At 37.4% G+C, this 15,951-nt stretch carries 17 protein-coding genes; 2 read left to right on the plus strand and 15 right to left on the minus strand.

What is annotated here, in order from left to right; all coding sequences use genetic code 11:
* Positions 1–120 precede the first annotated feature (120 nt).
* Positions 121–708, plus strand: coding sequence for a YdcF family protein (locus F4694_RS24800; protein WP_179602595.1), 588 nt, complete (start codon positions 121–123; stop codon positions 706–708).
* A gap of 18 nt (positions 709–726) precedes the next feature.
* Here F4694_RS24800 and F4694_RS24805 read toward each other — a convergent pair whose 3' ends face one another.
* The 6 genes from F4694_RS24805 to desA form a co-directional block, all read right to left on the minus strand.
* Complete coding sequence (locus F4694_RS24805) at positions 727–2,052, minus strand: sensor domain-containing diguanylate cyclase (RefSeq protein ID WP_179602596.1); 1,326 nt, start codon at positions 2,050–2,052, stop codon at positions 727–729.
* Positions 2,053–2,162: 110 nt separating this feature from the next.
* A complete protein-coding gene (locus F4694_RS24810) occupies positions 2,163–2,927 on the minus strand; it encodes a MerR family transcriptional regulator (RefSeq protein WP_179602597.1) in 765 nt (254 codons plus the stop codon).
* Between the two features lie 411 nt (positions 2,928–3,338).
* Positions 3,339–4,952, minus strand: coding sequence for an acyl-CoA dehydrogenase family protein (locus F4694_RS24815; RefSeq protein WP_179602598.1), 1,614 nt, complete (start codon positions 4,950–4,952; stop codon positions 3,339–3,341).
* Between the two features lie 172 nt (positions 4,953–5,124).
* Positions 5,125–5,724 (minus strand): response regulator transcription factor, encoded by a 600-nt coding sequence (locus F4694_RS24820; protein ID WP_179602599.1) that lies wholly within the window; start codon positions 5,722–5,724, stop codon positions 5,125–5,127.
* Between the two features lie 2 nt (positions 5,725–5,726).
* A complete protein-coding gene (locus tag F4694_RS24825) occupies positions 5,727–6,860 on the minus strand; it encodes a sensor histidine kinase (protein ID WP_179602600.1) in 1,134 nt (377 codons plus the stop codon).
* 144 nt (positions 6,861–7,004) lie between these two features.
* On the minus strand, positions 7,005–8,036 hold the full coding sequence (gene desA, locus F4694_RS24830; RefSeq protein ID WP_179602601.1) for a Delta(5) desaturase DesA: 1,032 nt from the start codon (positions 8,034–8,036) through the stop codon (positions 7,005–7,007).
* A 377-nt stretch (positions 8,037–8,413) separates the two neighbouring features.
* Here desA and F4694_RS24835 point away from each other — a divergent pair, with 377 nt between their 5' ends.
* Positions 8,414–9,442: a UvrB/UvrC motif-containing protein gene (locus F4694_RS24835; protein ID WP_257029382.1), complete on the plus strand. Its 1,029-nt coding sequence runs from the start codon at positions 8,414–8,416 to the stop codon at positions 9,440–9,442.
* 34 nt (positions 9,443–9,476) lie between these two features.
* On the opposite strand, the gene F4694_RS24840 is transcribed toward F4694_RS24835, so the two are convergent.
* The 9 genes from F4694_RS24840 to hpt form a co-directional block, all read right to left on the minus strand.
* A complete protein-coding gene (locus F4694_RS24840; RefSeq protein WP_179602602.1) occupies positions 9,477–10,082 on the minus strand; it encodes a methyltransferase in 606 nt (201 codons plus the stop codon).
* Positions 10,083–10,104: 22 nt separating this feature from the next.
* Entirely contained in the window at positions 10,105–10,662 is a 558-nt protein-coding gene (locus F4694_RS24845; protein WP_179602603.1) for a hypothetical protein, read from the minus strand.
* Complete coding sequence (locus F4694_RS24850) at positions 10,659–11,294, minus strand: SCO family protein (RefSeq protein ID WP_179602604.1); 636 nt, start codon at positions 11,292–11,294, stop codon at positions 10,659–10,661. The genes F4694_RS24845 and F4694_RS24850 overlap by 4 nt, the downstream gene beginning before the upstream one ends.
* A gap of 116 nt (positions 11,295–11,410) precedes the next feature.
* Positions 11,411–13,093: a cbb3-type cytochrome c oxidase subunit I gene (locus F4694_RS24855; protein ID WP_179602686.1), complete on the minus strand. Its 1,683-nt coding sequence runs from the start codon at positions 13,091–13,093 to the stop codon at positions 11,411–11,413.
* A gap of 19 nt (positions 13,094–13,112) precedes the next feature.
* The gene (locus F4694_RS24860) at positions 13,113–13,580 is read right to left on the minus strand and encodes a cytochrome c oxidase subunit II (protein WP_179602605.1); all 468 of its coding nucleotides are present in this window, start codon (positions 13,578–13,580) and stop codon (positions 13,113–13,115) included.
* 13 nt (positions 13,581–13,593) lie between these two features.
* On the minus strand, positions 13,594–13,740 hold the full coding sequence (locus F4694_RS24865; protein WP_179602606.1) for a cytochrome C oxidase subunit II: 147 nt from the start codon (positions 13,738–13,740) through the stop codon (positions 13,594–13,596).
* 159 nt (positions 13,741–13,899) lie between these two features.
* A complete protein-coding gene (gene cyoE, locus F4694_RS24870; protein ID WP_179602607.1) occupies positions 13,900–14,817 on the minus strand; it encodes a heme o synthase in 918 nt (305 codons plus the stop codon).
* 147 nt (positions 14,818–14,964) lie between these two features.
* Positions 14,965–15,195: a hypothetical protein gene (locus F4694_RS24875; RefSeq protein ID WP_179602608.1), complete on the minus strand. Its 231-nt coding sequence runs from the start codon at positions 15,193–15,195 to the stop codon at positions 14,965–14,967.
* Positions 15,196–15,210: 15 nt separating this feature from the next.
* On the minus strand, positions 15,211–15,738 hold the full coding sequence (hpt, locus tag F4694_RS24880) for a hypoxanthine phosphoribosyltransferase (protein ID WP_179602609.1): 528 nt from the start codon (positions 15,736–15,738) through the stop codon (positions 15,211–15,213).
* Positions 15,739–15,951 lie beyond the last annotated feature (213 nt).

Here is a 15,951-nt window from a genome sequence, read left to right on the forward strand (position 1 = left end):
TTAGTATCCAAAGGGACTGTAAAAAAAATTCCCAGTAAATTAGCAGAAATAGGTAAGGATAAACACGATTATGATAAAATAATGAAATAAAATTATGCGTTGAGGGATTGATTTGAAGGTATGAAACAACGGAAACCCATTTATATCAGTATAGGAGTCTTTACACTCATTCTGTTACTATACTTTGCTTCGTTACATGCTAAGATTCGGGACCATGCAAATACAGAAGTACCTAAACATGTGGACTATATCATTATTCTTGGGGCACGAGTTAAAGGTGAAATACCTTCTCTGGCTCTTCAATATCGTATTGATGCTGCTGCCGATTATATGAAAAAAAATAAAGAAACAATTGCAATTGCGTCTGGGGGACAAGGTCCAGGTGAAGATATTACTGAAGCGGAAGCCATTAAAAGAGGATTAGTTGCACTTGGAATTCCTAGTAATAGAATTTTACTAGAAGATAGATCAACGGACACTGTCGAAAATATCCGTTTTTCAAAAGAGCTCATTCCGAATCATCTAGAAAAGGGATTGATCGTAACAAACGATTTTCATCTTTATAGGGCCAAGTCTATTGCCAGGGATCAAGGTCTGAGTTTAAAAGGAATTCCTGCAGAAACTCCGACCGTAGCCATTCCAAAATCATACGCAAGGGAGTATCTAGCAATAACCAAATATTATCTAGTTACTACCTTTAAAAAATAGAAACCGGCCAATTTATTATTAGCCGGTTTCTTGGTCATTATAGAATTGATAATTATTTCTACCTATTTCCTTTGCTTCATATAAAGCAAGGTCAGCGTTTTTAAATAAGGTTTTTTCATCTAATTCGAATTGGTTATAAAATGAAATTCCGATACTTGAAGTAATATTTATTTTTTCATTGGCTATAATCCAATCATCATGGAGATATTGTTGGATTCTTTCAGCTATTTCTATCACATTTGCTTTTTCTGTCAACTCGGGTATTAGTATGACGAATTCATCTCCTCCAATTCCAGCAAGAAAATCATTTTTTCTAATCGCTTTTTTAACACGCTTGGCAAATTCCTTTAATACCTCATCGCCAATGTCGTGTCCATAAGTATCATTAATTTCTTTAAAGTGATCGATATCAAGAACAAATACAGAAAGCAACAGTTTCGATTGTTTTGCTTTTTCCATCTCTATTTTTAGACATTGTGAAAAGTACGTTCTATTAGGAAGACCGGTTAGTGGGTCATGAAGAGCTAACTCTTTTAACATATCTTCATATTTCTTTCTTTCCGTGATATCTTTATATGTAACGACACCGCCATCCCAATCACCATTTTGATCATAAAGAGGAGAAAACGATCCAAGAAAATAAATGATTTCACCATTTTTTGTTATTCGTTTTACTTCATGAGTTTTCACTGTCTCGCCATTTTTTACTCGTTCAATGATTTTACTTAGGTTTTCTTTTTCCTCTTCAGGGATAAATCTAATGGACTTATCCTTCGCAAACTCTTCTGCTGTCCAGCCTAATATTTTTTCAAATGCTTTATTTACTGATACAATATTTTGATCTTTATCAAATGTAAACATCGCATCTGCCACGCTATTCCAAACGAGCTCAAAGCCGTCTTTTATTCTTTTTATTTCATTTTCTTTCTCTCTTTGTTCTGTTAGATTACGAACAATCGCTAGCAAATGGGTACATTCACCGTCTTGATTAAATACAGGAGTTATCGTCGATTCCCAATAAATTACTTCTTTATTACTGTTTGGAGGAAGGTGTGAAATAGTAACCATATCTTCGTATTTAATCGGCTTTTTTTTCTCCATTGCTTCTTCGTATTTGCTCTTGACAATTCGGTAAGCATTTGAAGAGAGAACCTCTTGTATCGGCTTGCCAAAGGATTCATTTGTTAATCCGTAAAGGTCTTTGGCTGGTTTATTTAAAATAACATAGCTTAATGATTTATCACGATGTACTTTTGTTAAAAAGACTAAATCAGTCATGTTATTAATCAGTTGATAAAATAAATCCGGTCTATTCAAAATCTCTAAACTGTATTTTTCAACCATAATTTTCTCCTTTCCATGGAAATTCTAATATAATCTTTACTCTATTCTACACCCTTTACTGTGAAAATATAAAAAGCTCACCCCGAACTATTATTGGGTGAGCTTTACTATTAGTTTTTTTGTCCTGTGTAGATATGAATTGAATCTCTTAGAAACACTGCTGTACCCGGCTGCTCTTTGTCATAATAAGCCGTAAACCTTTCGTCATCCACATACATTTGTGCTAGACCTGCATGGGCTTCCTTGCTGTAATCTTTCCAATAGTAGGTTAACCATTGCTTGTGGAGATCGGCTGCCTTTTGTGCTAATTCACCTGCAGGGTCACCTTTTTTAAATGCTTCAGCTAATGTAGTGTGGATTTGTTCAGCTAATGCTGTTACCTCTTGATATTGCTCCTCGGTCATGTTCATTACTTTGGCATTTGAAGCCTCAACGCTTTCCTTGCCATATTTATCACGGATTTCCTTGCCATACTTTTTCTCGTTATCTTCAACCATCTTTTTCTTAAAGCCTTCAAATTTTTCTTTATTTGACATGGTTATTCTCCCCTCGGTAAGTGCTATTGTTTTATCGACATTGGTGATTAATAAATCTAGTTGTTCTCTTTTTTCGAGGAGTTTTTCACGATGTTCTCGCAGTGCTCTAGCACCGTCAAAGGTCGGCGCTGTTACAATCTCCTTTATGCTGTCTAAACCGACACCAAGCTCTCTATAGAACAGGATTTGCTGAAGGCGATTTACTTCCTCCTGTCCATAGATGCGATACCCTGATGAATTGATTCTTGCCGGCTTAAGAATTCCAATTTCATCATAATACCTGAGTGTTCGAGTGCTGACACCTGCGAGACTAGCTAGTTTTTGTATTGTATATTCCATGTGATCATCTCCTCATAAATAACAATACACCTTTACGCAACGTCAAGGTCAATACATTAGTTTGCCTATTTTTTTAAGAAAAAGAGCTTTGTTATTGTTCATTGTTGATTTTCATGTAAGGTTAAGAATTCATAGGCGGAGAATTTCCGGCTATTGTATATAGAGGAAGTTTAAGAAGCAGGTATAAGCGGAGATATTCCGGTTAACTGCTTTATATAAGACAAAATCCAAGGATTTGGATACAATAAGCGGAAAAACTCCGCTTATTTTTAAGGAAATATGGGTATTTCCCAATTTAAACGGAAATTCTCCGCTTATTATTCAAACACAGAAAAATCAACATTCAGTTTTAACACAGCCAAAAACTAAAGCCAGCCATTTGTGCAGAAGACAATGGCTGGCCTGAATATTTTATTCGATTTCCGCTAATGCAGCCTTCTGATAGGCTTTAAAGAAGGAATCACAAAAAGTATCCCATTCCTCAGCGGCTTTCATTGAAGCCTCACTTACTTCTCCTAGAACCGGTCTTTGGAGTAAATCCCCCAGCTGATCAGAAAATTGCTCGATCGTTTCATGTGGCGCCCCAGCTAATACATTACGAACAAAATCAGATGGAGAATACCAGTCTGCAACTCTCTGAAGATCGCGATAAATTTGGGTGAGAAGCAGATTACGCGGGCCTTCCCATTGTTCATTAACGACAACATCACGGAAAATTCTTGGAAGCGCGGAGAATTCCTCCATTACTCCGTGACCAGCAAATACTGAAATGGCTTCCCGAAGCACTTCCGCTCCCTCATTAGTCGTACATATTTTTTGGAGTAATACGAGTTCTCGTAAGTTAAATAGCTGTTTTCGTACTTCTATAGGTTGGTCGTAATGAATCCCTGGATTTAAAGGTTTCTCCAAGCGTAAGAAAAGATCATAAATTTTAAAAGCCCCTGCAGTTGTTCGTTTAGCAGCGTTTTCTATTTTTTGCAGTTTGCTAGCAGCTAATGGATAATCTTTAACCTTTTTTCCAAAGACTGTACGGAAGTCACCATAAAGATTCGCCTCCCTTGAAGCCCTTAGCATAAAACCTGCACATGCCATCCCAATCTCCAGCCTCGATAAGGTAAGAACAATTCCCACTGCTACGGCAATACCTTTATCCTTAGGACCAATCGGATAAGCAAGTGCTCCGTTATATTCAATTTCAGCTGTTGGCAATTCAGCCGTGCCAAGTTTCCATTTTATCCGATTGATTTGATATCCATTTCGTTTTTCCTTCTCCTTATCGCCGGGCAGCCATGCCGGAACAATAAACGTTGATACCTTATTTGAACCTGATATTTTTGCGGTAACAACTGAATAATCAGCATGAGCTGCAGAACAGAAAAACTTATTTCCATATAGCCGATAGTTTTTACCATCAGGTACAGCTTCAAGAACATTTGCAGGCAAATCAGAGCCGCCTTGAATTTCCGTCATAAACTGCGCCCCAATTGCAAATTCGCCATTTAGGCCTTCTTTGGTATGTAGTAAAATTTCTTGGAGTTCTGCTATTTCATGATTGGGAAATTGCTCTAGAAGTGCAATTAATCCATGTGTACAAGTTAGTGGGCATGTCACGCCGCCTTCACCAATTTGGTGTGTCAGCATTCTTTTCACAAAGCTTTCCCACGGCGGCATTTTACTCGAAAATAACCCTTCGCCAAATACTTCGTTCTCTAACTGATGGACTTCTAAGGGTCGGACAATACGGTCAATGCGATGATTAAAAGCATCATAATGAAGCATGTAAGGCCGAACCTCTGGTCTCGCATTTCGTTCTGCCAATTGGTTCCATTTCAGAGACACCCTCGGCGAAAAAGCAAGGATTTTCTCATGAATCTGATCAAACTGAGCGCCAGTATATTTCTTCACGGCTTTCTGCAAAAATGGTTCATCAGAATACCAATCTAAACTCTCACGTCTTGAAACAAATTCATCAAAATTATAGGTATTCTTACCCCTCGTTTCCGTATCATGCGAAGTTAAACTCATCCTAAGCCCACCCCTTTATAATAATCATAATTTTCAGTCTAATTATAACATGACCGTCACAATAAAAAGAAACAGGATCGCCATCCTGTTTCAATTATTTTCCAAACTGTCCATATGGGGTGGAAAGTGTCCACGAGTGGTGACAGGCACCTTTTTATTTATTACCCATTTATTATTTGAACCAGCCTTTTTCTTTGGATTGTTTGATGGCTTCGATTCTGTTTTTGACGTCTAGTTTGTCTAGGATGGTTGAGATGTAGTTGCGGACGGTTCCTGTTTTGATGCTCAGTTGTTCTGCGATTTCTTGTGTGTTTTTGCCATCTGCGACGAGCTCTAATACTTCTTTTTCACGATCTGTTAGCGGATTTTCTTCGGAGTATACATCATCCATTAGTTCAGGGGCGTATATGCGTTTCCCCTCCATGACACGCCGAATGGAGCTGGCCAGTTCTTCACTTGGACTATCCTTCAATAAATATCCTCGAACTCCCGCTTTTAAAGCACGTTGAAAATAACCAGTTCGCGCAAAGGTTGTTAAGATAATCACTTTGCAATTTAACCCTTTTATCTCTTCTGCCGCTTCAAGTCCTGTTTTCCCTGGCATTTCAATATCCATAATACATACATCAGGCTGATGTTTTCGTACCAAGGCAACGGCTTCTTCCCCATTAGAAGCCTTGCCAACCACTTCCATGTCCTCTTCCAAATTTAAAAGGGATCCGAAGGCGCCCAACAGCATTTGCTGGTCTTCTGCTAATACGATTCTAATCATTTTTACGCCTCCTCCTTAAGTGACGGCTTTACGTCATTAGGCACTCTGATTACTAAGGTTGTGCCTTCTTTTGTTTGAAGCTCTAAGCTGCCATTAATAAATTCAAGGCGTTCTTTCATTCCTAAAAGACCGCTTCCCCTTATGTCTTTATCTTCCTCAACTTTAAACACTCCATTATCATGGATAGTCATCACCAATTCTTTCCATGATTGTTCTATGGAAATGGAGCATGAGGTGGCACCACTATGTTTGACTACATTGTTTACTGCCTCTTTCAAGCACATGCTAAGTATGTTTTCGGTCAATAAAGGAACATTTTTTATAGAAATATCCTGGTTTCCCTCGAAATTTATTTCGGCGGCCTTCAGGATTTGTTTCACCCGGACAATCTCGTCCTTTAATCGGATTCCCCGCATCGAAGATACCATTTTTCTAACTTCACTTAACGCTGTTCTTGCGGTTTGCTGCACGTCCTTTAACTCATTCCTGGCCTGGTCCGGATCTTTTGTAATTAATCTCCTTGCTAAATCACTTTTCAAACCAATGAGTGAAAGCTTTTGGCCTAAAGTATCATGAAGGTCACGGGCAATCCTCTGACGCTCCTCGAGCTTAACAAGCTCTGAAATCCGCTTATTAGCATCCTCCAATTTTTCTTCAAGCTGCCCCATTTCTTTTTTGTTATGAATATTAAATGGAAGCAGAATGACACTTACCCAAATGATGATAACAAAAGGCAATTGCTTAAGAAAAAGTTCATCCATCTGTACAATACTGAAGTTAATAGAAACGGATGTACTAATCAAATGAATAAAATATAAGGTTAGAAACGTAACACGTTCTTTAATATTACCGATAAAATAGGAGAGAAAAAAAGCAAAATACACATAGCTGAAAAGGCTCGTGGATGTAATCGAAATACCAATTAGGATGAAGGTCCAGAGATAAACCGGCCATCCTTTCGAAATGAATGCAATCCGGTAGAAAACGAAAAACAGAATGGTAAGGATAATCCCAACAATTATTTTAATAGGTGAGGCTGTTTGAAAAATAAAATAAAATGGCAATATACAAAGAATTGTCCATATATAAGGTGAAATACCGCTATTTTTCTGGAATGTCATATACCTTTTTAACATGAAGGAACCTCATTTTCTGCTTTTAATAGTAATTACCTTAATATTACCACAATTCCCCTCTATCTTCATTTACTACTATTTATTCGGCCATTACCTCCATTTAGAACATTAAAAAAGACAAGCCCCTATTTGGGCTTGCCGAAATTAAGCTTTCTCCGGTCGAAGAAACTCTTTCTGTTTTTTTAATAGGACTTTAACCTCTTTAAAGCCGACAAACTTTTTCCCCTGCTCATCCCATAGTCGAAATTTGAGGGAACTTAAGCTGGTTGCTAATGTGATGGTTGGAACAGTTTGCAGTGGTAATGTGTTATTATGTGCCTCTTCCAGCTTATAATTAGGAACTCTCGGGCTTAAATGGTGAACATGGTGGTAACCAATATTCCCCGTCAGCCATTGTAAAATCTTTGGAAGCTTATAAAAGGAACTGCCTTCAACCGCCGCTTTTACATATTCCCAATGCTGGTCTTCCTCAAAATAGGAATCCTCAAAAGTATGCTGCACATAAAAGAGCCATATTCCCAACGAACCTGATATTAGGAAGATTGGAGCTTGGACTAAAAGAAATGGCTCCCATCCAATTGTTAAGCAAAGTAACGTTATCAAAGCAGCAATCCCTGCATTGGTTATATAGGTATTCATACGTTCATTGAAGCGAGCGCCTTTTCGATTAAAGCGATTTTTAAGCAGAAATACATAAATTGGACCTAATCCAAACATTACAAATGGATTCCGATATAACCGGTATTTTAATCTTTCCCAGTTTGATGCTGCTAAGTATTCATCCACTGTCAGCACCCAGATATCTCCCGTTCCCCGCTTATCCAAGTTGCTGCTCGTAGCATGGTGAACAGAATGATCGTGCTGCCATTGATGATAGGGAAAAACGGTCAATATTCCGGTAACCGTTCCAAGGACCATGTTTGCCTTCCGATTTTTAAAAAAGGAGTGATGACAGCAATCATGAAAGATAATGAAAGTTCTCACCAAAAATCCCGCTGCTAGTACAGAAATCCCCAATGTTAGTATGTACGATATATTTAGACTTTGATAGGCCAGAATCCACAATAATAAGAAAGGTACCAGGGTATTGATTATCTGCCATATGCTTGCACGTAGATTTGATTTTTCATAAGGTGCAACTTGCTTTCGTAAATTCTTTTGTTTTTGTTCGATCATAACTTATATTCCCTTCTTTCATTTGTTATCAAAATTATAGCTCCAGTAAAACACCATTTTGTAGATATAGCTGTCATGTACCAAACATGATAAATGTCATATTTCCCCTATTACGCAAGAGAGGAGAAGCTCAACTCCTGAGCCTCTCCTCCCCTTCTGGGCAATTTTATTTTTTGCCTTCAAGAGGATTATTAACCCTAAATTTTAATAAATTTCACTATTTCATTCATGGTTGTCCATAGCGCTTTTTACCAGATAGTTTTTCTCAGTCTGGATATTTTTTTATGATAAAATGAAGGAAAATGGGGAAAGGGGAGATTACTATTTTTATAAAAGAAAAGGTAAAAAACCTTCCCTCGACCCCTGGGGTCTATTTAATGAAGGATTCCCACGGCTCTATTATTTATATTGGCAAAGCAAAAAATCTTAAAAGACGTGTTCAATCCTATTTCCAGCAATCAAAAGCACATTCGCAAAAAATTATTAAGCTTGTCAGCAATATTCGAGATTTTGATATATTGTTAACCGATACCGAATTTGAAGCGTTCATGCTGGAATGTAAATTAATTCGAGAGATAAAACCGCTATTTAATAAAATGATGAAAAGTCCCCATTCCTACACTTATATTGTGATTAATATAAATAGTAAATACCCCGATATCGAAGTCACAAACCATCGAGTTGAACAGGACGGCAGACTTTATTTTGGACCCTTTCCCAGCAAAGCTAGAGTCGAAACTGCGATAATAGGCATCAAGGAAGCTTATAAAATTCTTTGCAGTAACCCTAAGCGGCAGAATTCGCTGTGCTTGAATCATTCTATTGGGTTGTGCATCGGGATGTGCGGCGGTGGACCAGCTTTACAGGAATACCATGACATTATTGAAGATATCATTGCTTTACTTGATGGTGCGAATAAGAAGGTCCTTGATGATATGAAGCTGAAAATGACCGAGGCTGCGGTCGATTTTGATTTTGAGACAGCTGCTAGGTATAGAGATAGGATTGATGCCATTCAGTTCTTACTTCGAAAGGAAAAGGTCATACAGTTTACCGAGGAAAATAAAAATATTGTGGTCCTAGAAAATTTAAGCGAGGACACCTTCAAACTTTTTCTTATTAAACGCAACGAGATACTTTTCAGTAAAATAGTTACTTTTGATAGTTTGGAGGTTAATCAACTTAGCAGCCTCATCACCAAAACCTTTAACGTTACTGCTTTACCTGCTGGCAGCCATATAAAGAGAGATGAGATCGATGAAGCTCAAATTATTTATAACTATTTAAAAAGCAGCCATTGCCGCTATAAGAGTATTCCGGATAAATGGATACGAAAACAAAACGATAAGAACATTGAAAATGCAGTTACGAAATTAATATATAAAAAACAAACGATCACAAAATAGCCCTCGGTTGTCTTCATTAGACTGCCAGGGCCATTTAATACGCCAAGCGGTAAATTAAAAATCGCTCATTTGCGTTATTCTCATATAAACCAGGAAGTTGAATTTCTTTTATTAATTCAAATAAGGTATTGTTTTCTAAGTAGTAGATATAATCTTCAGATGGATAATATAAAATCACGTCTACTTCGCGTTTGTATTTTTCTACCGAAACCAAAATATTATTTATGATTTTCCAAAAAATCGGTATCGTAAATGGGTTAAAAAAATAAAAACGGGTATCAAGGGGATTGATTTCATATTTTTCTGCCAGGCAGCATTGAAATTGAATCTCACCTTGATTTTTAGCTTTTATTAGATAATTCGCTTTGTTTTCAATCGCTTCTTCGTATAGCTCTTCGTTCATCTCAACTCCGGTAACAGAAGCACCAAATAGATAATGAATAAAGAAGTTGAGCCTTCCTTTACCACAGCCAAAATCAACGATATAATCGCTGCTAGTTAACTCATATTCTGCAAATAATTTTTCCAGTGCTTGGTAGGGAGTTGGCTCGTATCTGTGATAATGGAAGGATTTGTTATATCCCCTTTGATTTCCTTCCGTTTCGATATTCAAAAGTTCATCATATTTCAATTCTTCCATTCATTGCTCCTGCCTGACCCTCTCATTCATATGCGGAAGGGTCGATAAAAAAGTTATAGCCTAAATAGACTACCATCCCAATTGAAGTCGTTAAAAAGCCCCATCCAAGCGTAACCTGCTGGAATACCAGATAGTTATTACATAATTGCACTGGTGACCAAATATATAACCATCCTAAGCCTAAAAACAAAACTGTAAAACTAATAATGATTGAATTTTTTCCGAAAGAATTGAGCTTTTTCCAGCTGTCTCTTAAAGAAATTCCCGCCAAAAATGGTAAACTGATAAATTTAAATCCTTCTACAAGGTGAGAGGTTAATGCTTCATCCATTGTCCGCGGTAACATCCAGTATACCATGATAACAATAAATAACGTAATTCCTGGAACCCCATTGCTGTTCCATATCTCGAAAAATCCGGAAAAACGTTTTTGGAAAAAGCGGGCCATTAGCATTCCTGCAATGACCAGCATCGGCATTTGCATATGCATATGAATGACCATAACGGATTCCATAAAATTTGCAACAGGAGGAGCAACTAGGAAAATCCATAAAAGCAAACCATAAAATGACTGATTCATAGCTTACTTTCCCCTCTTTCTAGGATGTTATTAACCTTCTGAGCCGCTTCGTCTATTTTTTTATAGTCCATTACATCCATCAAACTTCCTTTTTTATCCACTAAATAAAAAGCTGAATTATGGGCAAAAGTTCCGTTATCATCTGGAATCACAATGACACCAAATGCTTTTAATAATGAATCTAACTGAGCCTGATTCGGGATTCTTGCCATCCGCCAGGTTTCACCGTCACTTTTAAAATAATCTTTGTACTCGTTTAAAACAGCGGGTGTATCTCTTTCGGGATCAAAGCTTATGCTTAAAAATACAATTTCTTCTCCTTTAACAGTGCTTGGCAGTTTATCGTAAACTTGCTTCATGTTGTATTCTAATTCAGGGCAAACGGTGGTACAGGATGTATAGAGAAATGTAATAAATACATATTTATCTTCAAATTCAGATATGGAATATTTTCGCCCCATGCTGTCCTCAAGCGTAACATCAGGGAATTTAGGTTTATCATCTTTTAGCTGCTGCACTCTGGCAGTCTCGGCAGTAAAGGCAGTGAAGCCATCAGTTCCGATATAAAATAATCCAATGCCAAAAATGAGAACAAGAAAAAATGAGATTTTCGTATACCTATTTTTGATCATAGTGATCACTTCCAAATTTGTTTTATTAGAATAAAGAGATAGCCCATGAATTTAGAGCTATCTCATTAACTTTATTGCTGTCTAGCTCCAGCGCCTAGGCACTTCCGCTTTTCGTTTTACCAAGTCTTAAACGGTGGTGACCCTGGAGGTGCGTTAACGATAAATTCTGTAAGTGGTATTACATATGCCATTGCTACTACGATAAGCATAACTACAATCCAAATTCCCCAGCGCTCTGTTAAATAAGGTGTTTTTGTTGCATTATCCTCTTCCTCAGCAATCGGGAATTCTGTTTCACCTTTTGGTGCAAAGAACATCATATTGAAAACGGCGTACACTTGAAGAATAACACCGACAATTAACAACGTACCGCCAACTGCTAACAACATCAAGTATGGGTCCCAGCCCAAAGCTGTTGCATGGTCGCCATAAGTTGTGTAAGAAGTTCTTCTTGGTGAACCAAGCAAACCAACGTAGTGCATAGCACCAGACATACAGATCATACCAATAGTCCAAATCCATGTTTGGATAACACCTAATCGATTGATTTGCGGCGTTAATACACGGTTTGAAATAAATGGAACTAACCAGTAACTGATTCCAAAGAATGTCATAACCACTGACATACCTAATGTTAAGTGGAAATGTCCAACAATCCACATGGTGTTATGAACTACTTGATCTAGTTGATTTGTGCTTTGTGCAATACCGCCAGCCCCAGCTGGAATGAAGGAAAGCATGGCAATAAATGGTGCTAGGAACCGTACATCGCCCCAAGGCATCTTCTTCCACCAGCCAATTAAACCTTTACCGCCTTTTCTTCTAGCCGTACGCTCAAATACCGCAAATAGTGCAAAAGCTGTCATGAGTGATGGGAAACCAATGGCCAAACTCATAAATACGTGCATGAATTTAACGACTGCATTAATACCTGGATCAATGATTTGGTGATGGAATCCCCCAGTAATATTCATAATAACGAGAGCGATAACAACCACACGTGTTAATAAATCACTCCAGCGCTTTCCGCCGATAATTTTTGGTACCACTACATACCATGCAGATACAGCTGTTAAATACCAGATATTAACCAATGTGTGTCCAAAAGCCCAAAACAGTGTACGAGCGACCATGACATTGATTGTGTCTACCCAGCCAAATACCCATGGGATAATCATAAATAATACTTCTACAGCCACGAACATTAGAGCGAAAAATAATAGAACGAATACACCCGTTGCAAAGTAAGAAAGGATTGGAACGTGTTGTCCTTTATGATTTTTTCTCCAATTTGCTACTTGAATAAATGCCCCAATACAACACAACCAAACACCAACTACAATTAATGCTAAACCAATATAAAATACAGGATGAGCAGCCATCGGAGGATAGAAGGTATACATAACCGATGCTTCATTCATTAAGATTGGAATGACAGCTAATACAAATCCTACAAGCTTAACGTAGAAACCAATCCAGGCAAGCTTTCTTACTTTTGGAAGAAGCCCCCCTAAATTATGAGAAAGTGCTGCATAAAAGTATCCAATCGTAAAGAATGCTGTTAACACGAGGATTAGCAATAACCCATGTGCAGTCAATACTTGATAATAATTAAACCAAGTTGGTAGCTCTAACAATCCTGCTCTGTTTAAACCTTGTAATAATCCTAAAAATCCACCAACTAATAATGCGATAAATGCTACAGCTATATATGATTTCGATAATTTTGCATCCTCTGTGTAGAATCCCAACATCTTATTTGTCTTCTCTTTAAAACCGGCTATTAAATCTGCTTCCATTTTCATCTGCTATCCCCCCTTATTTAACCGTAATCGTTGTACTCATTAATTGGTGACCGGCACCACAATATTCATTACAGATAACTAAATAACTTCCTGGCTTATCAAATGTTTGGGTGATTTTTTGAATATGCCCTGGCATAACCATTGCATTAATATTTGTTCCAGCAACTTCAAATCCGTGGACAACATCCTTTGAAGTCATAATAAACGTAACTTTTGCTCCTGCTGGTATTTCAATGTTATTTGGATTGAAACCAAACGCTTGTAGAGTCATAACAACTTCATATTCATTGTCACCAATTTTTTTAACACCTGGATTATCAAATGGTGCCGTTTGATCCACCTTTTGCGGGTCGATTGTTTCCATATTACTTGGCGGTCCCATTTCTAGTGCAAAAGCTTGGTAACCTGTGATTAACATGAACCCCATGATGATACCAAAACTTATCGTAAGCCAAATTTTTTCATCAAGATGCATTTTCATCTCTCTATCCCCCTTATATTCTGGCCATATAAAGACCGTATAGAACTATATACGTAGCAACAATCACGAGTCCAACCACTGTTACAGAAATCCATGTTCCTTTTAGAGGTGCTTCCTGCTCTTGTTTTTTACCTTTATGAGTGACCTTTGTAGATGCCATCGAAAAATCAACCCCCTTAATTTGTTCTTACCTTTATAATAATTGCGAGTCATTCTCAATGTAGTGAACTGAATCACGGGCGCAGGTTATTTTTATAAAAAAAAACTGTCCCTCAAGTTGCACTGTATGCAACTCAAAGGACAGTTCATTTTTTGATTCCTAAATAGTAACAATAACCACTAGTAAAAAAAGAATCGTTATATAATTTACGGAATATAAAAAGACCACATGTGCCCACTTTAAATCGTTCTTAGTGAAAAATCCACCGATACTCACAGCTAACCACCCTATATTAAATAGAGTTGCAAGTACAATAAAAGCTGTACCAAGAGGTGCTAAAAAAAACGGTAAAGGCAGCAAACAAGCTACATAGACGACTATTTGCACTTTTGTTACGGCAAACCCGCGTACCACTGGAAGCATCGCTACACCAGCAGCGCTATATTCTTTACATTTCTTCATAGCAATCGCAAAAGTATGCGGCATTTGAAAAATAAATAAGATCAGAAATAATACAATAGGAACGATGTGCAAGTTTGACTCAATCGCTGTCCAACCGATTAACGGTGTTACAGCCCCTGACACACTGCCAATTATTGTATTAAATGTATATCTTCGTTTCGACCACATGGTATATAAAAATACATAAGTGAACCAACCAATAAATCCATAAATGGTCGCCTCAACAGTGGTTAAAAGTAAAAGGATAAACCCAATTATTGTAGAGATAACTCCCATCAATAAGACTACTTTTAGTGGGATATTTCCTGTAACAGTTGGACGATTTTTTGTTCTTTCCATGACTGTATCAATATCAACATCATACCAATTATTGAGAATAAGTGCTCCGGCCATAACCATTGTGCTGCCGATGATTGTTAATAGGAATAATCCCCAGTAATCAGCAAAGGATTGTCCCGTAAAATGAAGCGCTACCCAGAACCCTGAAAAGACAGGCAGAACATTAGCTGCCAAAACACCTGCCTTTAAGAGTGCCTTTAGATCTTTAATTAATATAGAAGCACTTAATAAGGGTGTTTTCCTGTTGTTAGTAGAAGGTATTTCGTTTTTATTCATTTAAATATACCTCCCTGCACAAATTCCTTCACCTTATTAAAGCATACTTCTTTACCCTTTTGCATGATTTGCATCACTTTTAGTTTTTATCATCCTCGCCAATATACCAAAAACTGTGGGAACAAATTAATCTCCCACAGCTTTTCTTTATTCCTCTTTACTTTCTTTCAATTCATCGATTAGTTGTTTTGTTCTTTTCGCATTTCCCTCAGCAAAGTTTTCGAGACGTTCCTTTAATTCATCATCATCATGAATCCGCTCTGCTGTAATCAAATAAGTCCTCATTAATTCTTCTTCTACTTCGATCGAATGCTCAAGAATTTCTTCCAGGTTATTTTTTTCTACTTCATGCTTTCCTTTAAAAATATTTGCAGTCAAGGCATAGTACCTCCTTTAATATTCTTCCACAGTCGCAATATATGGTAAATTTCTATACCTTTGGGCATAATCTATGCCATAACCGACAATGAATTCATCAGGGATGACGAAACCAACATAATCCACAGGCAATTCAACTCGTCTTCTTTCAGGTTTGTCTAAGAGTGTGCAAATTTTAATTTGTTTTGGCTTATGCATGTTTAGATGGTCTCTTAAGAAATGCAATGTCAATCCACTGTCAATGATATCTTCAACCACAACAACATTTTTATTCGTGATATCTTCATCAAGATCCTTTAATAGCTTTACCTTTCCGGTTGTTTCTGTTTGGTTGCTGTAGCTAGAAACTGAAATGAAATCAACGTTTATATGTCCTTTCATTTCACGGATCAAGTCTGCTGCGAATACAAACGATCCTTTTAACACAACGATTAACATGATTGCCTCATTGTTAAAATCTCTTTCAATCTCTTCGGCTAATTCTTTCACTCTTTGTTTTATTTTATCCTCCGAAATCATCGTATCTTTCACTCTGTATGCCATGTTTACTACCTTCCTTCAAATACATTCTAGACTACGTTAGTATTCCAAAAAACATCTATTAATAAGCGGAGATTTTCCGGTTAAATGCAGAATGGAGCTCGTTTCGGGGTATATAAGCGGAAATTTTCCGACTATGCTAAGCAAAATCTCCTCTTTTTGAATTTTTCGTGCCAATAGGCGGAATCTCTCCGCCTATTTATGCCTTTTTTTATA

Source organism: Neobacillus driksii, from assembly GCF_013409995.1.
GTDB lineage: Bacteria > Bacillota > Bacilli > Bacillales > Cytobacillaceae > Neobacillus > Neobacillus driksii.